A 17911-nucleotide genomic window follows, 5' to 3' on the forward strand; every position below is an offset into this window, starting at 1 on the left:
ACTCCCTTGTGGGCAGGTTGTGGTGGGTTAGTTGCTGACTAACCCTATCTATCATAGGGCTCGGCTAAGTCTAGCTAACGGATTGAACCGGGCAGGGGTAAACTTGTGCCCGTGACTTCTTCAACTACACTTTTCACCGACCACTACGAGCTGACGATGTTGCAGGCTGCCCTGGCATCCGGGGCCGCTCACCGCAAGACCGTCTTCGAGGTCTTTACCCGCAGGCTCTCCGGTGGACGCCGCTACGGCGTGCTGGCGGGCACCGGTAGGTTCCTCGAAGGGCTAGAAAACTTTCGTTTCACCTCCGATGAGATCGATTTTCTTGCCGAACGCAAAGTGGTGAACGAGCAGACCCTGGACTACCTCCAAAATTTCCGTTTTACCGGCACTATCCGGGGCTACGCTGAGGGTGAGATTTTCTTCCCCCACTCCCCCGTTTTGCAGGTTGAAGCGACCTTTGCAGAGGCCTGCATCCTAGAAACCTTCATACTCTCCATCTTCAACTACGACTCAGCTGTTGCCACCGCGGCCTCCCGCATGAGCGTCGCCGCAGGCACCCGACCCTGCCTTGAGATGGGCTCCCGCCGAGCCCACGAAGAAGCAGCCGTAGCAGCTGCCCGCGCCGCCGTCATCACCGGCTTTGCTGGCACTTCTAACCTTGAAGCTGGGCGGCGTTATGGTCTGCACACTATTGGTACCAGCGCCCACTCTTTCACCCTGCTGCACGATTCTGAGCGCGAAGCATTTGAGGCTCAGCTCGAATCTCTGGGCAAGGGCACCACCCTGCTCGTTGATACCTACGACGTTGAAAAGGCTGTGCGCCTTGCTGTTGAGCTGGCTGGCCCAGAGCTGGGCGGCGTCCGCCTGGACTCCGGTGACCTGGTGGCACAAGCTCAGTACGTTCGAGAGCTACTGGATTCACTCGGAAACACCGGCACTAAAATTACCGTGACCAGCGATCTCGATGAGTTCGCCATTGCTTCACTGGCCGCTGCGCCCGTCAATGCTTACGGCGTGGGCACCAAACTGGTCACCGGCTCCGGTGTTCCCACCTCGTCCATGGTCTATAAGGTAGTGCTGCGCGAAAACAGCGAAGGTGTTATGGAGCCCGTAGCTAAAGCATCCTCGGGTAAAGCCTCCATCGGCGGTAAGAAGAGCGCGGTGCGCAGGCTCAACTCTAAGGGCAGGGCAACGGCTGAGACCATTGGTGTTGATATCATTGCCCCGGCTGACTCCAACGACCGTGATCTCATGGTTGACCTGGTGGTGGACGGTGCCGTTCAACCGGGTTTCACCGGTGCCGAAGGGGTACGCAGAGCCGCTGAGCGTCATGCCCGTTCCCTCACTGAGCTGCCTGTTGCCGCAACCCGCCTTTCACCCGGCGACCCCGTGATTCCCACCGAATTTGTGAACAGCTAAACTAGTAGATTCATTCTCTAGCGTAAGGAGCACCCATGCCCAAAGCACTGATTATTGTTGATGTTCAGAACGACTTCTGCGCCGGCGGTAGCCTACCCACCAAGCGCGGCGCCGAGGTTGCTGCGCTGATTAGCGAGTATGTAGAAACCCGTCACGGTGACTACGAGGCAATCGTGGCTACCCTGGACTGGCATGTGAGCCCGGGCGACCACTTCTCTGATACCCCGGATTACAAGACCTCTTGGCCCCGCCACTGTGTAGCCGAGAGCCGCGGGGCTGATACCCACGAAGATTTGGATACCGATTACATTGAAGCTTTCTTTCGTAAGGGTGCCTTTGAGGCTGCCTACTCGGGGTTTGAGGGGCTGTTAGCACCCGAGAACTCGGTCATGACCGGTGAGCGCGAGGCCGGAGCAGCTGTTGAGGATGAAACACCTAAACTCTCCCTCGATGATTGGTTGCAGGAACACGAGATTACCGATGTTGACGTGGTGGGCATCGCCACCGATTTCTGCGTCAAAGCAACTGCCCTCGATGCTGTGGACGCTGGCTACGAGACACGAGTGCTCCTGGATCTCACTGCCCCGGTGTCTGAAGAGGGCCAGGACAACGCTGTTGATGAGTTGGAGGACGCCGGCGTGACGGTCACCGAGGTTCTCTAGGATCTTCAGAGCATCAAAAACTTTTCGCCCATAAGGGGTTAAAAACTTTTCGTTTTTAACCCCTTATGGGCGAAAACTTTGTGGGTGAGCTCTCGCTATTTTCTGCCCACGAACCAGTCCTGCAGTTTTTCGAGACGGGCTTGGAGCTGCTCGGCTGATGCCTGGGCGACGGCGGGCCCACCGCAAATACGGCGCAGCTCATTGTGAATGGAACCGTGGGGTTTGCCGGTGCGGGCTGCCCAAGCAGCAACATTCTTAGAGAGCTGGTTACGCAGGTCCTTGAGCTGACGGTGGTCCACCACCTGCGGCGCGCTGGTGGCAGGACGCCTGGAGGCATGATCCTGCTGGCGTGCACGCAGGAGAGTGCCCACCTGGTCGGCGTCCAGTAGCCCAGGTATGCCCAGGAAGTCCTGTTCTTCGTCTGACCCCACTTCAAGACCGCCGGAAGCAAATTCACTGCCATCAAAGAGAACACCGTGGAAAGATGCCTGAGAACCGATAGCCTCAAATCTGCCGCGCGTTAGCTGATCCGAGGCTACTTCTTCACGGTTGGCTTCTTCAATGAGGTGGTCATCCAGGCCCTCGTTGAGCGGGTCTACTGGCTCATCATTGGCGCCTTTTCGATCCAAGGCGTGATCGCGTTCAGCTTCCATCTCGTTAGCTAGCATCATGAGCTGGGGAACCGAGGGCAGGAAGACCGAGGCGGTTTCGCCGCGCTTACGCGAGCGCACAAAACGTCCAATCGCCTGGGCAAAGAAAAGCGGTGTGCTGGTTGAGGTGGCATAGACGCCCACGGCTAGACGGGGCACGTCCACGCCTTCGGATACCATGCGGACCGCCACCATCCAGCGAGCCATTCCCTCGCTGAAAGCCTCGATGTTATTGGAGGCTTCTTTGTCATCGGAGAGAATGAGGGCTGGCTTTTCCCCCGTAATTTTCTGTAGCTGGGCAGCATAGGCGCGTGCGTCAGCGTGGTCGGTAGCGATGACTAGCCCACCGGCGTCCGGTACGGTGCGGCGCACCTGTGTTAGACGTTTATCAGCAGCCGAGAGCACGGTAGGGATCCATTCACCCTCAGGGTTGAGGGCAGTACGCCAGGCCTGGGCGGTCACGTCCTTGGTGAATCCCTCCCCCAGATTGGCCGCCATTTCTTCGCCGGCGCTGGTGCGCCAGCGCATCTGACCTGAGTAGGCCATGAAAATAACCGGGCGCACCACGTGGTCTTTAAGAGCTGGGCCATAGCCGTAGGAGTAGTCAGATGTAGAGCGGCGGATGCCCTCTTTGTCCTCTTCATACTGCACAAAAGGGATAGCTGAGGTGTCTGAGCGGAAGGGTGTACCGGTCAAGGCCAGACGGCGGGTGGCCGGTTCAAAGGCCTCATGCAGACCGTCACCCCAGGAGAGGGCATCGCCTGCGTGGTGGATTTCATCCATGATGACCAGGGTGCGGCCATTTTCGGTGCGTGCCCTGTGCAGCATGGGTTTGTTAGCAACCTGGGAGTAGGTCAGAGCTACGCCCTGGTAGCCCCGGCCCGTGGTGCCGTCAGAGTTTTTAAAGTTGGGGTCAATGGAGATACCCACTCGCGCAGCGGCATCCGCCCACTGGCGCTTGAGGTGATCGGTCGGGGCCACCACGGTCATGCGGTTGATGGTGCCACGGTTAAAGAGCTCTTTCGCTACGGTGAGCGCGAAGGTAGTCTTACCCGCACCGGGGGTTGCCACCGCCATGAAGTCCCGCGGGTTCTCAGCAAAATACTTCGTCATTGCCTCCGACTGCCAGGCGCGCAGTTTAGGCGCTGTGCCCCAAGCCGCGCGGTCAGGGTAGGCCGGAGGCAGAGGGGCTGAGCCTTCTCCAAAGAGTGTGGGCTGTGCATCTGACATGGTGAGTCCCTTCCCTCGCAACGACGCTGTGCCCAAAGGGGCACCAGAAAAGTTTAGCCCCATTCGGTCAGGAATGGGGCTAGAAAAACTACCGGCTTGGTCACGCCGATGAATTTCTATCAGCTTTAAGTCCCTAAGGTGCTGTGATGACAGGCAGTTCAGCGGTGACAGTGCGCCCCGCCAAATCGTAGGTCACGGTCTGCCCGTCGTCAGTGACTCCCACCAAGCTTCCGCTGACCACGCGGAGAGTCACCGAGAAAGATGCCTCAGGATTTTCCATGTAGAAGGTAGGGTGCTGGCTGAACAGTAGCTGGGCGTACTCCAGCTCGCCCGTGCTTGAGACAGCTGAGTCAGTCGTGGTGAAAGTGGTGGTCGCAGACCAGGTCACACCGTCCTGAGTCTCTGCCCCGTCTACTGCCCGCATGGGGGCACTATTAGCGCCGGTCGCTTCAACAGCGGGACCAGTCGTCTGGGCAACGATGGTATTGGAGGTGTTCTGCTGGTAGATATCCGGCCCGTAGACTAGGTAGTCTTCATCGAATGTCACCGTGTAGGTAGCTTCAATGACCGCCCCGCTAGCCAGTGTTGCTGTACCGGCCAGTTTGTTACCGCTTGCGTCCTCGGGCGAGCTAAACCAGAGCCCCATACCTCCGTACAAACCGCTATTAAAACCGCCCAGGCTACCACCCGGGGTAAAGTCGCCCGCTCCATGTGAGACGGTGCCGGTGGTACCAGTAACTGTTCCATTGGTGGAGGGGGTGCCGCCGAATTCTGAGCTGGTGCCCAAACGAGTAATCAGTTGACCAGCGTCCTCTACAGCCACCTGTGCAAAAATACCGAAACGCAGCACTGGCTCAGGGATAGAAATAGAAGCCGCGTAGGCAGGGATGTGGGAGGTCGCTGCAATCATGGGAGCTGACCATGCACCTGCTTTTGCAAAAGAGCGACGGGTGGTAACGGGGGATCTCATGGGGGAATCCTTTATGGGGTAAGGGTGGGGAGAGCTAGCCTTGTCAGGCAGAGATTCTTAGAAGGTTGCCAACAAATAAGGGGGTAGTTGACGAAGAGTCTGCACATAAATGTAGCAAGGGCGCAGCTGGGGAAGCGCCCTTGCTACAGGTAGGGTTTTAGTTGTTGTCTTGGCCCGGTGCTAAGCCTTCGTAGATTTCCTTGCATTCGGGGCAGACCGGGAATTTTTCAGGGTCACGGCCCGGCGTCCATTTTTTGCCGCACAGAGCTCTGACCGGCTTTCCGGTGAGGGCAGATTCCATGATCTTTTCTTTGCGGACGTAGTGGGAGAAACGCTCGTGATCACCTGGTTCAACGTCCTGGACTTCTTCGCGTTCCAGCAGCGCGGTGCCACCTGTTCGCTGAGTTTCAGGGAAGGGATCTTCGATTCCGGGAATGGAGGACATGGCTTTCCTTTCGTGGGTTTGTTCCTAGTGTAATGGAGCTACTAGCCCTGTTAGCCGAAGCGGGCAACACGCTGCAGCGCATCTGCCGCATGTTGTTCAAAGCGACGTGATCCTAGCCTGATACCTAAGAGCAAGATGACGAGGCCAAGTATGAGCATGGCACCGCCACCGAGCCACCCCCAGAGCGGATTACCTGTCATTGATTGAGCCAGTAGACCTGCACCACCGGGTACAGAGAGGACCATAGGAATTAGCATAATGAAACCGCGTAAGAGAGCCTTAGCGAAGCCATCGGGCTGTTTAGGGGTCTTCCAGGGGCTGGAGCCGGGCGGGGGTGCCGGGACTGAGAAGTACATATCCGATACCGCTGAGACACCTAAACTCACCAAGAAAACGCCAACCGTGGTCAACATAATCGGAGCGATGTAACCAGTCTGCTGGCTAACCAGCACATAAACCAGGCTGCCCACCAGCATCAGTGGGAGGTAGATGATCAGCATGGCATAGAGCCGCCCCAGTCTGTCTTCAATCCCGCGTAGGGGTGCCAGCACGTGCATGGAGAAGGCGGTGTTCTCATAGGAAATCAGGTAGGCAAAAATATACCCGGCGAAAGCTGGTAGGAAGACCGTCAGGAAGAACAGGCCCATGACATCACCACCCATTTCACGAGACGACATCGAGGTGCCCATAAAAATAAACATAGTGTAAAAGAGGGGCACCATCAGAATATTCAGGTTACAGCGGGTGTCCTTGAACATCATATGGAGAACACGAGCGGTAATAGCCCACCTGGGCTTATCGGGGAAGAGCCCCAGTAAGCCAAGCTTGCCCGCCTCTAAGCTGGCAGCGGCCTTATGGGCGGTTAATGCCCCGACGTTAGCCATGGTCTTCTCCATTGCACGCTGCCACATCATCCAGGCAAGAGACAGGTAAACCAAGCTGACAAGTACCAGCAAACCGGCTGCGCCCCAGTTTCCCTGCCCTGCATGAACTGCCACCGCCCAGGGAGCCGCAAAAGGCGTCCACTGCAAGAAGGAAACCACAGTGGGTAGCCGGTCAATCATTGAATAGAGCCCGGTGACTGCACCCATCATGATAGGGCCCAGCATGACCAAAATGCTAAAACTAATAATGGTGAGAAGATTGGTGACGCCGCGCCGGGCCCTCAAAGGGATGGAAAGCTGTGTAATCAGGCGCGATACCACCACAACCAGCGCCAGACCCAGCACCAGCGAAAGCGGATAGAAGGCTAGAGCCCAACCGGTGCTGGTCAACGAGGTGGCAGCGGCCAGGCTCATCACCAGGGTAACTGCTCCGGGGATTCCCACGAAAGCTCCCAGCACCTGCCCGCCCATGAGTTGCGGAGCGGTCAAGGGGTAAGGTGCTAGACGCTCAGGGTCTAGGGTGGCATCAGCGGCTGCCGCTACCAGAGGAACAATCCACCAGATCAGGGAAAGCACGGTAGCAAACAGCACCATAAAAGTAAGGGACCAGGTTTTATCAACGGTAAAGCCCAAAGCCCCCAGCCCGAAGGCTGCGCCCAGTGCGTAGAGACCACCGAAGGCTACGCCGACGATCACCCACACATTTTTGCTGGTGAAAAGGGCAGCGAAGTTGGCCCATTTGAGTTTTAGGAGGACTGCAACCATGAGATACCCTCCGACACCACTCTGCCGCCGACCAGGCTAACAAATCGTTCTTCAAGGCTCTGCCCTGCTCTGACCTCGTCCACTGTGCCTGAAGCCAGAATGCGCCCCTTGTCCATGATGGCAACATGATCGCATAGACGCTGTACTAGATCCATGACGTGGGAGGAGATAATTACCGTACCCCCACCACCCACGTAGGCTCGCAGTATGTCCTGAATATTTGACGCTGATACGGGGTCAACTGCCTCAAAAGGTTCGTCAAGGACCAGCAACTGCGGCGCATGAATCATGGCACAGGCTAGGGCCACTTTTTTGGTCATACCGGCTGAGTAATCGGCAACCTGTTGGCCTGCAGCCCCGGTAAGATCCATGGCGACCAGCAGGTCACGGGTACGCTGAGCTACCGTCTGCTTATCTAGCCCATGAAGCCTACCGGCGAACGTAATCAGCTGCTCACCGGTCAATTTATCGAAGAGGTGGACGCTATCGGGCAGCACCCCTACTTTACGTTTGGCGTCCAATGGCTGCGCCCAGATATCTACCCCGCCAATGAGCACCTGTCCTTGGGTGGGCTTGAGCATACCGGTCGCCATAGAGATGGAGGTCGTCTTACCCGCCCCATTGCGCCCTACCAGCCCGTAAAATGAGCCGCGGGGAACGGTCAGGTTGATTCCATCAACCACAGCTCTTTGATCAAAAATCTTGACCAGAGAACGTATATCGAGTGCTGGGGTTCCGTGGCTCTGCGGAGCCACTTCAGCGTCTACAATGTTGTCGGAAATATGCGCAGCCACCTGGGCAGTTGCAGGGTTTTGCTGCGGCGAATCACCTTGGGCTGGGACAGCGGTGGGGGGAAAGTTTTCTTCACTCATACCATCCATAGTAGTGAACTAACGCACCGGTGCCCTCCCCCGTCAGGGGGATTATCTTTTTTGTTGGCTTATCGATACCCTGTAGCCGTGTGAATCTAGAACAGGGCGGTCATCAGAGCTGACCGAGCCTTGGTAACGCGAGGGTCGCTGGAACCTACCACCGTAAACAACTCCAGCAAACGTTCGCGCACCGAAGTTTTAGCCTCAGCATCAACGGCTTTAAAGAGGCGCAGCAAGCGCGCAAAAGCGTCCTCGACATGCCCACCGGCTATATCGAGATCAGCCACGTTGAGATGCGCCTGCACATCAGTGGGGTCAGCAGCAGCCTTCTCACGCTCATCCGCGAGGCTCAGCCCAGCTACGCGTTCCAGGAGGTGCACCTGAGCTAGACCAATCTTGGCATCAGAGTCTGCGGGGTTCTCGTTGAGTGCACGGGTGTAGGCTGATTCAGCAGCGGCGTAATCCCCTCGGTCAAGGGCCTCAATTGCCTCAGCATGCAGCGGTGGCAGGGGCTTTCCCTCTTCAGGCACCACGGGTTCAAAGCCGCCACGGAGGCCCTGTTGGGCAGCCAGTTGAAGCACCTGGCCCAGGACGTCCGTCAGCGCCTCAGCATCAACAGGGCCATTGAAGAGCGGGGCTGGGCGACCACCAATGACCGCTACCGCCGTTGGCACGCCCTGGATTTGAAAAGCCTGCCCGATTTCGGGTGCTTTGGTGATATCTACAGCTGCCAGCAGAAGGTTGCCACCAGCAGAGTTAACCAGAGCCTCCGCCTGTTCCAGCATCGAGACCGAAGCTGGTGAGTGCGGTGCCCACAGGGCAAAAATAACCGCCCCCTGGTTGGAGAGCTGCACCAGCTGCTGGAAGCTCTCAGTGTCCGTTACATCCACGCGCCAGCTGGGTTTGCCCGCTGCCGGTGCATCAGAAGGAGTTAGTGAGCCGCCTTGCTCGTTCTGATCGTGGAGAGAAACACTTAATTCCGGGGCATTACGCACAGAGGCGGGAAGGTGTTCAGCAGAAAATTCGTTGTTAGCGGTGCTCATGGTGGTCTCCTGACTAAATCTAAATACTGTACTCCATGGTGCCAAACAAATCAGGGCGTGCCCACCCCAGCGGGTTTTTTCTAGCCTAAGGCTGAATCAGGTATACAGTGGTAGAAAACCAGCCTTACCAGTTACGAAAATAGCCCATGCCAAAAATTCCGTGTCCCCGCCGTTTGCGCTTTATAAATCGCAGAGCTTCTTCCCAGACATCGCCGAAGAGTGATCTTCCAACATCTGGTTCGGGGGCTGAAGCGCAGCAAGAATGGTTCACGCTCCCAGCCATTCCAGGAGCTCTCCCCCGGCACCGCTTTGAGCTACCCGATGAACCCACAACGGTAGAAGCTGAAAATCTTACCACCGGTGAACAGCCTCGTTTATCGAAATCAGCTCGTGTTCCAGAGGGCAAGGCTCGGCACATCACCAACCCCATTTACTTTGGATTTATGGTGACCGTGGGAGTAGGTTTTGCCTTGCTCTGCTACTACCTGATGATCAACGTCGGGGCCCTAGCGGGCTGGCTAACAGGAGCCGTCTTTATTGGTTTGGGCCTTGACCCCATGGTGAGAAAGCTAGAAAAGCTCGGGATCCCCCGGGGCTTTGGTGTAGCCACCGTTTTCCTTGCCTTCGCAGCCATCCTTTCAGCTATCATCTTCTGGGTCATCCCGGTGATTGCCCACCAGGCCATTACCTTCATCAACGGCTTCCCCCAACAGTTCGAAGACTTCCTCAACTCAGATTTCTTTGAGGGGCTCGATAGCCGCTACAACATTCGCGCAGCAGTCGATGCTGAAGTCGATAAGTTCTTTGCCGATATCACGGCCGATTCTTCAGTGATGAGCAGCTTTTTCAATTCGCTCATCAACGCGGGTTCCACGCTGGCAGAATTTCTCACCGGCACTATCATCGTTCTCTTTTTATCGGGCTACGTCCTGGCTTCGCTACCCACCATCAAGGCTTGGGGAGTTCGTTTAGCGCCTGCGTCCAAGCGGGACCGGGTTGCAGACCTAACAGAAAAAATCACCAGCTCAGTAGGTCAGTACGTCTCAGGTCAAGCGGTGGTAGCGGTCTGCAACGCCACCTTCGCTCTAATAGTGATGCTTATAGTAGGTGTGCCCTTCCCCCAGCTACTCATGCTCTTCGTGCTCATCCTAGCTTTCATTCCCCTGGTGGGTGGAGTGAGCGCCGCCGCCCTTGTATCGCTGGTAGCTCTTCTAGAAAGCTGGCAGACTGCCCTCTTCTTCTTGATCCCCTACCTGGTCTACTTACAAATTGAGGCATACTTTATTTCTCCGCGGATTATGAGCAAAGCAGTGGCTGTGCCGGGTGGGGTGGCAGTTATCGCCGTAGCAGCAGGTGCCGCCCTCTGGGGTGTACTCGGTGCCATTATCGCTATCCCCGTTGCCGCGTCCCTGCTCATCTTGCTCCGCGAAGTACTCATCCCCCGGCAGGACACTCTCTAGGCCTGCAGAGGGAAGTGTTTCTACCAGAGTCTGCGAGTCTCCCAGCAGCGTTTATGCCAGTGTCGCCGCTCTTCGATGGCTCTTTGTTTGCCGAACATATGATCTTGCTGCCAGACCACCAGATGGGCGGTACCGGGGGTAATGGAACGTTCGCATTCGGGGCACTTGTAGGTCTTGACAGCGTTGACTGAAGGAATGTGCTGAACAAACCAGTCCCCATCCCCTGCCCGCTCGATATAGGGTGCCGGGTCTAAGATGCGCGAAATATCCCGCCCCTGGGGGCGAGCTTTCTGCCATTTGCTGGGGGCGGATCCAGAATTATTTTTGCGGGGTGCGTGGTGGGCTTTTCGGGGCATGCTCACCATTTTCTCACGGTTTGTGGGCCAGCAGGTTGAAGGCCAAAACCTGGGTGCTAGAGTGGTACGGTGCGTTTAGTATTTGCTGATTGTTCTGTTGACTATATGGGTAGGCTCTCTGCCCATCTCCCCCGCGCCACCCGGCTCCTGGTGATCAAAAATGACGGGTCCGTGCTTATTCACTCGGATGGCGGTTCCTACAAGCCGCTGAACTGGATGAGCCCACCTGCCCGCCTGCACATTGCCGACCGGGCTGAAATTGACAGCACCTCCTTAGCCGATGAGCTGGACAGCGATGTCTGTGAGCTCTGGACTGTGCAGGCAGCTAAAACCGATGACCGCTTGGTGATTAGAGTTTTCGACAAAATCAACGAAATGAGCCATGACCTAGGCATAGACCCCGGGCTCATCAAAGACGGCGTTGAAGCTGACCTTCAGCGCCTGCTGTCCGAGCAGATTGAGCTTTTGGGTGCTGGCTACCGCATGGTTCGCCGTGAATACCCCACCGCGATTGGTCCCGTTGATATCCTCGCTAAGGACGCCTCTGGAGTCTCTGTTGCTGTTGAGCTCAAGCGTGTGGGCGATATAGACGGTGTTGAGCAGTTAACTCGCTACCTTGAACTCCTCAACCGTGACCCTCTGCTAGCTCCGGTCCAGGGTGTATTTGCTGCGCAGCGTATCAAGCCTCAGGCGCGTACGCTGGCTGAGGACAGAGGCATTCGCTGCGTATCCCTCGACTATGACGCCATGCGCGGGGTGGACGATGTGGAGTCCCGCCTCTTCTAACCGGCAGGTTACAGCAACCCTAACCTTCAGAAATTGCTTGTTCTGATCTCATTAAAAACAAAAGCCGGGCTACCCCACTATCGTGGGGAAGCCCGGCTTCTATGCAACCTAGATGGTCGCGTGCTTAGCTGCGATGGTGACTCGATCGTTTGAAACGGTCAAGAAACCTTCGTGCAGGCGGGTCACCTTCTTCTCGCCGGTAACCGACTCGATGAGAAGTTCGCCGTCTTCAGCTAGAAGAGCCATGGTGGGAATGTGACCCGGCATGATACCGATATCACCGTTGACGGTGCGAGCACGCAGGTACTGCGCTTCGCCAGTCCACACGACCGATGCACGTGAAACGACTTCTACTTTGAGTGCCATGATTACTTGGCTCCAGACTGTGCCTTGAGTTCCTCGTAACGGCGCATAACGTCGTCCATACCACCGATGTTGTAGAAGGCCTGCTCAGGGATGTGGTCTACATCGCCGCGGCAGATCATCTGGAATGATTCGATGGTGTCCTTGACCGAAACGGTTGAGCCCTCAACACCGGTGAACTGCTTAGCAGTGTAGGTGTTCTGTGAGAGGAACTGCTCGATACGGCGGGCACGGGAAACAACGACCTTCTGCTCTTCGGAAAGTTCGTCCACACCAAGAATCGCGATGATGTCCTGGAGTTCCTTGTTTTCCTGCAGAATTGCCTTGACCTGGATCGCGGTGTCGTAGTGATCCTGCCCGATGTACTGGGGGTCCAGAATACGTGAGGTCGAGGTCAGCGGGTCGATCGCGGGGTAGAGACCACGTGAAGCAATTTCACGTGAGAGCTCAGTGGTCGCATCGAGGTGCGCGAAGGTGGTCGCGGGTGCGGGGTCAGTGTAGTCATCCGCGGGAACGTAGATAGCCTGCATCGAGGTAATGGAGTGACCGCGAGTTGAGGTAATGCGTTCCTGCAGCAGACCCATTTCGTCCGCCAGGTTGGGCTGGTAGCCCACAGCAGAAGGCATACGACCCAGTAGGGTTGAAACTTCTGAACCTGCCTGGGTGAAGCGGAAGATGTTATCAACGAAGAGCAGAACGTCCTGGTTCTGAACATCGCGGAAGTACTCCGCCATGGTCAGACCGGTCAGCGCTACGCGCAGACGAGTTCCAGGGGGTTCATCCATCTGGCCGAATACGAGGGCGGTGTCTTTGAGAACACCTGCCTCTTCCATTTCAACCCAGAGGTCGTTACCTTCACGAGTACGCTCGCCAACACCGGTGAATACTGAGGTACCACCGAAGTTACGGGCAACACGGGTAATCATTTCCTGGATCAGAACGGTCTTACCAACGCCAGCGCCACCGAACAGACCGATCTTACCGCCCTTGATGTAGGGGGTCAGAAGGTCGATGGACTTAATACCGGTCTCCAGCATTTCGGTTGAACCTTCAAGGTCAGCGAAGTTAGGAGCGGTACGGTGGATCGGCCAGTAGGTATCAGCCTTGATCTCATCGTTGGGTACGTCCAGGGCATCGCCCAAAACGTTGAAGATGTGGCCCTTAACGCCGTCCCCCACGGGGACGGAAATAGGAGCACCGGTATCCACTACAGCCTGACCGCGCACGAGGCCGTCAGTCTGCTGGAGTGAAATTGCGCGTACCAGCGAGTCACCGAGGTGCTGAGCAGTCTCGAAGGTGATCTTGCGGGTGGTGCCGTTGAGGGTCAGGTCAGCGGTCAGCGCGTTGTAAATGTCAGGTACCTGGCCGGCAGGGAACTCAACGTCGACGACGGGGCCGATAACGCGAGCAATACGACCGGTTGCGCCCTGAGTCGGCTGTGCAGCCGATTCGTTCAGAGTTGCAGTCATTGTTCTCACTTACTTGTGTAGAGCGTGGAAAAGTTGTCTTCGAAGTTTAGGAGGCGAGTGCGTCCGCGCCGCCAACAATTTCGCTCAGTTCCTGAGTAATCTCAGCCTGGCGAGCGTTGTTCATCAGGCGAGTGTACTTCTTGATGAGTTCGTCAGCGTTGTCACCTGCGGACTTCATCGCCCGCTGGCGTGAAGCAAGTTCGGACGCTGCGGCCTCAAGGAGGCAAGCGTAAATTCGAGAAGCGACGTAACGGGGCAGAAGTTCATCGAGTACTTCCTGAGGGTTCGGTTCGAATTCAAAGACTGAATTCTGTTCGAACTGATCGTTCTCAAGGCGTTCACCGGGAACAATTTCTTCCCCCAGAGCGCGAGCGTCAGCTACCGCGATGGGTAGCAGGCGCAGAACGCGGGTTTCCTGGGTAACCATTGAAACGAACTCGGTGTAGACGATATGAAGGTCATCTACCTCGCCGCTTTCAAAGGCTGAAAGAATGGCATCGCGGGCAGCTACAGCCATCTCCACGTTGGGGTTATCGGTGTTGCCTTCCCACGCCTGCTCGTACTCACGTTCACGGAAGTCAAAGTAGGACTTTGCCTTTCGCCCCATGAGGTAGAGCTTGACCTCGCGCCCTTCACCGCGGAGCTTCTCAATGAGCCCCTCAGTTTTTTTGAGGACGGAAGATGAGTAGGAGCCAGCAAGACCGCGGTCGCTGGTGAGAACCAGTACCGCTGAACGGCCGCTATTGCCCTTGCTTCCAGATGCAAGGAGCGGGTGCTCAATGTGATGCTGGGTAGCAATGGCGGTGACAGCCTTGGTCAGCGCGTTAGCGTAGGGGCTTGCAGCCTCTGAGCTTTTACGTGCTTTGCTGATACGTGAGGTCGCGATCATCTCCATCGCCTTGAAGATCTTCTTCATAGACGATGTTGAAGTAATCTTTTGGCGGTAAACCCTAATCTGGGCTCCCATATAGATTCCTTTCGTTCCCTGCTCTGTTGGTGCTCAGCTCATTGACGAGATGAGCACCAACAAAACTCGGGTAAATCGCTAACCGATGGTTTCCTGTGAGACGTCACCGTCAGCAAGGGGCTTGTGCTCCTCGTGACCAGCCTCAACCAGGTGGCTTGAGCCCTCTGAACGGAAACCTGACTTGAAGTCTGCGATTGCAGTCTTCAGGGCGTTGACGGTTTCGTCTTCAAGCTTGCCGCTAGCTGCAATGTCCTGCAGAACGGAGGTTGAACGGCGCAGGTGATCCAGGAATTCTGTTTCAAAGCGCAGGACGTCAGAAACTTCTACATCGTCCAGGTAGCCGTTGGTGCCGGCCCAGATGGAAACAACCTGGTCTTCAACCGCGTAAGGGGTGTACTGGGGCTGACGCAGCAGCTCGGTGAGGCGAGCACCGCGGGTCAGCTGAGCCTTTGAGGCGTCGTCCAGGTCGGATGCAAACATAGCGAATGCTTCCATTGCGCGGTACTGAGCAAGGTCAAGCTTGAGGGTACCGGAGACCTTCTTCATTGCCTTAGTCTGTGCTGCGCCACCCACACGGGAAACAGAGATACCTACGTCAACTGCGGGACGCTGGTTAGCGTTGAACAAGTCTGACTGCAGGAAGATCTGGCCGTCGGTGATGGAGATGACGTTGGTGGGGATGAAGGCTGAGACGTCGTTAGCCTTGGTTTCGATGATCGGGAAGCCGGTCATGGAACCTGCACCCAGCTCATCTGAGAGCTTTGCACAGCGCTCGAGCAGGCGGGAGTGGAGGTAGAAGACGTCGCCGGGGTAAGCCTCGCGGCCCGGGGGGCGGCGGAGCAGCAGTGAAACCGCACGGTAAGCTTCTGCCTGCTTTGAGAGATCATCAAAGATGATGAGAACGTGCTTGCCGCCGTACATCCAGTGCTGGCCAATGGCGCTACCGGTGTAAGGTGCCAGGTACTTGAAGCCTGCTGCATCTGATGCAGGTGAAGCGACGATGGTGGTGTATTCCAGCGCGCCCTTCTGCTTCAGGGTTTCACGAACTGCCGCGATGGTCGAAGCCTTCTGGCCGATTGCTACGTAAACGCAACGAACCTGCTTGCTGGGGTCACCGGTTTCCCAGTTATCCTTCTGGTTCAGAATGGTGTCAACTGCGATGGCAGTTTTACCGGTCTGGCGGTCACCAATGATGAGCTGACGCTGTCCACGACCAATGGGAATCATGGCGTCGATAGCCTTGAGACCGGTCTGGAGGGGCTCGTGCACTGACTTACGCGCGGTAACGCCGGGTGCCTGAAGTTCCAGGGCACGGCGGCCTTCAGCTTCAATCTCGCCCAGGTCATCGATGGGGTTGCCCAGGGGATCAACGACACGGCCCAGGTAGGCGTCGCCTACGGGTACGGACAGAACTTCACCGGTGCGGTGAACTTCCTGGCCTTCTTCGATACCGGTGAAGTCGCCCAGGACGATTGCACCGATGTCGCGGGTATCAAGGTTCTGTGCCAGGCCAAGGGTGCCATCTTCGAAGCGAAGAAGCTCGTTAGCCATTACTGAGGGAAGACCCTCGACGCGTGCGATGCCGTCGGATGCTGATGCAACACGACCCACCTCTACGCGCTCTGCATTGCCGGGTTCGTAAGACGCTGCGAATTCGTTCAGCGCGTTACGGACATCATCGGCATTGATGGTCAAATCGGCCATCTTATGTCCCTGCTCTCCTAATTGGTTGATGGTCTGCACCGAACGGGTGCGTCCATCTAAACTTGCAAGACGTAGGTTCCCGCCCGCCACCAGTGGATGAACGGGAACTCGCTACTGTCTTATGTATCTTCTAAATCACCGTCGTAAACGGTTTGTCACACTGCCTATGCGAAGGATCGGCTGAGATCTGCTAGGCGGGTTGAAAGAGTGCCATCAATGACCTCGTCACCTACCTGAACACGCAGACCGCCCAGAACCGAAGGATCGACAGTGATATCGAGCTTTAGGTCCTTACCGTAGGTTGTGTTGAGTGACCCCTGCAGCTTAGCGATCTGCTCAGCTGAGAGTGCCTCAGCAGCGGTTACTCGTGCAATCCAACGGTCTTGACGCTTGACGATGATTTCAACAAACTCATTAGCCAGGCGAGCTGCGGCGCTACCGCGAGTCGCTGAGCCAACTCGTTCGAGCAGAAGCTTGCCCTCTTCAGTGGTAACCTGACCACCGAGATTAACGGCGAGCTTCTTGAGTGCTTCTTTGCTTGCCCTGCTGTCAGCTAGCGCTGACTGAGCCTCCGCTGAGCTATCAACGGTGTTGACAAAGGTCAACAGTTCGTTGACGACTGCGTCCAGTGCATCTGCACCGCCGCGCTGCTCAGCTGACATCGCAATCGCGGTCACGGCAGTTTTTTCAAGAGCATCTGCCAGGTCTCGCTCGGAGCTCCAGCGTGCCTCTGCAGCTGCAGAAACGACGTTGAGAGCGCCTTCTGAAACCTTGCCGCTCAAAACTGCGCGGGCAATACCGGCGCGCTGTTCCGCTTCGCGAGAAGGATCGGTTAGACCTCGCCTCAAGCCACCGTTGCCATCGATAAGATCGACGACAGCGAAAAGCTCTGCTGCGAGGTGGTTGGGGTTAGAGGCAGTATTATCTGCCAGAACCTGTTCCACCTTGTTCAGTGATTCAGTTGACACTGCTGACATTAGCGAGTAGCACCTGCCTGCTGCTGTGCATCGAGATCAGCAAGAAAACGGTCGACCACACGTGATGAACGCTGATCGTCAGCGATTGACTCGCCAACAATCTTGCCTGCTAGTGCAGTCGCAAGGGTTCCAACTTCGGTGCGAAGTGAAGCCTGTGCAGATGCACGTTCAGCGGCAATAGTCTTCTGTGCGTTCTCGGTGATGCGAGCGGCCTCAACCGATGCACGTTCCTTGGCTTCAGCGATGATGCTGTCACCTTCGGCACGGGCCTCTTCACGAATTTTCTGAGCCTCAAGTCGAGCGCTTTCAAGCTGCTGACCGTACTCTTCGCGTGCTGCTGCTGCTTCTGCTTGGGCCTTTTCAGCCTTAGCAAGACCGCCTTCGATTGCTTCCTTACGGTCCTGGTAAATCTTTTCGAATGCCGGGACGACGTACTTGGTAACGATGAAGAGGAGGATCAGGAACCCAATGGCGGTAATGGCGATTTCCCAAATGTTGGGGATGAGAGGATTAGCGCCCTCTTCCGCAGCCATTAGAAAAGACATAGGGGTTTTTCCTGTTCTATAGATTGGTCAAGTAGGTTCGACATCAGTCGAACATTACATAATGAATGCCAGGACCAGACCAAGAATTGCCAGTGCTTCAACCAGAGCGAAGCCCAGGAACAGCATGGGCTGCAGGGTCTTCTGTGACTCGGGCTGACGGGCAACGCTGGTCATGTAAGCAGCGAAGATCAGACCTACGCCGATGCCGCCGCCGATAGCTGAGAGACCGTAGCCGATTGCGGTAAGTGAACCTTCCATGGTTTTTCCTTTCACAGAGCCCACAGTGAGTTTGTGTTGTGTGTGGGCAGAGTTTTCTTGTGGATAACTACCCGCTAAAGCGGGTT

18 protein-coding genes are annotated in these 17911 nt (G+C 56.4%); 4 read left to right on the forward strand and 14 right to left on the reverse strand.

What is annotated here, in order from left to right:
• Positions 1 to 111 precede the first annotated feature (111 nt).
• Positions 112 to 1419 carry a nicotinate phosphoribosyltransferase gene (locus L6990_RS10210; RefSeq protein WP_440480502.1) on the forward strand — a complete coding sequence of 436 codons (1308 nt, stop codon included), beginning with the start codon at positions 112 to 114 and terminating at the stop codon, positions 1417 to 1419.
• Between the two features lie 35 nt (positions 1420 to 1454).
• Positions 1455 to 2081, forward strand: coding sequence for an isochorismatase family protein (locus L6990_RS10215; RefSeq protein WP_237204020.1), 627 nt, complete (start codon positions 1455 to 1457; stop codon positions 2079 to 2081).
• A gap of 95 nt (positions 2082 to 2176) precedes the next feature.
• Here L6990_RS10215 and L6990_RS10220 read toward each other — a convergent pair whose 3' ends face one another.
• The 6 genes from L6990_RS10220 to L6990_RS10245 form a co-directional block, all read right to left on the reverse strand.
• Positions 2177 to 3961: a DEAD/DEAH box helicase gene (locus L6990_RS10220; protein ID WP_237204021.1), complete on the reverse strand. Its 1785-nt coding sequence runs from the start codon at positions 3959 to 3961 to the stop codon at positions 2177 to 2179.
• 133 nt (positions 3962 to 4094) lie between these two features.
• On the reverse strand, positions 4095 to 4931 hold the full coding sequence (locus L6990_RS10225) for a hypothetical protein (protein ID WP_237204022.1): 837 nt from the start codon (positions 4929 to 4931) through the stop codon (positions 4095 to 4097).
• 157 nt (positions 4932 to 5088) lie between these two features.
• Positions 5089 to 5376 (reverse strand): DUF3039 domain-containing protein, encoded by a 288-nt coding sequence (locus tag L6990_RS10230; RefSeq protein ID WP_237204023.1) that lies wholly within the window; start codon positions 5374 to 5376, stop codon positions 5089 to 5091.
• A gap of 50 nt (positions 5377 to 5426) precedes the next feature.
• The gene (locus L6990_RS10235) at positions 5427 to 7025 is read right to left on the reverse strand and encodes a hypothetical protein (RefSeq protein WP_237204024.1); all 1599 of its coding nucleotides are present in this window, start codon (positions 7023 to 7025) and stop codon (positions 5427 to 5429) included.
• Complete coding sequence (locus L6990_RS10240; protein ID WP_237204025.1) at positions 7007 to 7897, reverse strand: ABC transporter ATP-binding protein; 891 nt, start codon at positions 7895 to 7897, stop codon at positions 7007 to 7009. The genes L6990_RS10235 and L6990_RS10240 overlap by 19 nt, the downstream gene beginning before the upstream one ends.
• 95 nt (positions 7898 to 7992) lie before the next feature.
• Positions 7993 to 8940: a tetratricopeptide repeat protein gene (locus L6990_RS10245; protein WP_237204026.1), complete on the reverse strand. Its 948-nt coding sequence runs from the start codon at positions 8938 to 8940 to the stop codon at positions 7993 to 7995.
• 146 nt (positions 8941 to 9086) lie between these two features.
• Between L6990_RS10245 and L6990_RS10250 the strand changes: the two genes are divergently transcribed.
• Positions 9087 to 10400 (forward strand): AI-2E family transporter, encoded by a 1314-nt coding sequence (locus tag L6990_RS10250; protein WP_237204027.1) that lies wholly within the window; start codon positions 9087 to 9089, stop codon positions 10398 to 10400.
• 20 nt (positions 10401 to 10420) lie between these two features.
• Here L6990_RS10250 and L6990_RS10255 read toward each other — a convergent pair whose 3' ends face one another.
• Positions 10421 to 10756, reverse strand: a complete 336-nt coding sequence (locus L6990_RS10255) for an ATP/GTP-binding protein (protein ID WP_237204028.1) — start codon at positions 10754 to 10756, stop codon at positions 10421 to 10423.
• Positions 10757 to 10825: 69 nt separating this feature from the next.
• Here L6990_RS10255 and nucS point away from each other — a divergent pair, with 69 nt between their 5' ends.
• On the forward strand, positions 10826 to 11542 hold the full coding sequence (gene nucS, locus L6990_RS10260) for an endonuclease NucS (protein WP_237204029.1): 717 nt from the start codon (positions 10826 to 10828) through the stop codon (positions 11540 to 11542).
• Positions 11543 to 11650: 108 nt separating this feature from the next.
• Here the strand turns inward: nucS and L6990_RS10265 are convergent, their stop codons facing one another.
• From L6990_RS10265 to atpE, 7 genes are all read right to left on the reverse strand, one after another.
• Entirely contained in the window at positions 11651 to 11908 is a 258-nt protein-coding gene (locus L6990_RS10265; protein WP_237204030.1) for a F0F1 ATP synthase subunit epsilon, read from the reverse strand.
• Between the two features lie 2 nt (positions 11909 to 11910).
• On the reverse strand, positions 11911 to 13374 hold the full coding sequence (atpD, locus tag L6990_RS10270) for a F0F1 ATP synthase subunit beta (RefSeq protein ID WP_237204031.1): 1464 nt from the start codon (positions 13372 to 13374) through the stop codon (positions 11911 to 11913).
• Between the two features lie 46 nt (positions 13375 to 13420).
• Positions 13421 to 14341, reverse strand: a complete 921-nt coding sequence (locus L6990_RS10275; RefSeq protein ID WP_237204032.1) for a F0F1 ATP synthase subunit gamma — start codon at positions 14339 to 14341, stop codon at positions 13421 to 13423.
• Positions 14342 to 14419: 78 nt separating this feature from the next.
• Positions 14420 to 16045 (reverse strand): F0F1 ATP synthase subunit alpha, encoded by a 1626-nt coding sequence (gene atpA / locus L6990_RS10280; protein ID WP_237204033.1) that lies wholly within the window; start codon positions 16043 to 16045, stop codon positions 14420 to 14422.
• A gap of 164 nt (positions 16046 to 16209) precedes the next feature.
• Positions 16210 to 17022, reverse strand: coding sequence for a F0F1 ATP synthase subunit delta (locus L6990_RS10285; RefSeq protein WP_237204034.1), 813 nt, complete (start codon positions 17020 to 17022; stop codon positions 16210 to 16212).
• Positions 17022 to 17567 (reverse strand): F0F1 ATP synthase subunit B, encoded by a 546-nt coding sequence (locus L6990_RS10290; protein WP_237204035.1) that lies wholly within the window; start codon positions 17565 to 17567, stop codon positions 17022 to 17024. The genes L6990_RS10285 and L6990_RS10290 overlap by 1 nt, the downstream gene beginning before the upstream one ends.
• 54 nt (positions 17568 to 17621) lie before the next feature.
• Positions 17622 to 17825: an ATP synthase F0 subunit C gene (gene atpE, locus L6990_RS10295; protein ID WP_237204036.1), complete on the reverse strand. Its 204-nt coding sequence runs from the start codon at positions 17823 to 17825 to the stop codon at positions 17622 to 17624.
• Between the last annotated feature and the right edge of the window lie 86 nt (positions 17826 to 17911).

It is taken from the genome of Rothia endophytica, from assembly GCF_928381505.1.
In the GTDB taxonomy this organism is placed as follows: Bacteria; Actinomycetota; Actinomycetes; order Actinomycetales; family Micrococcaceae; genus Rothia; species Rothia endophytica_A.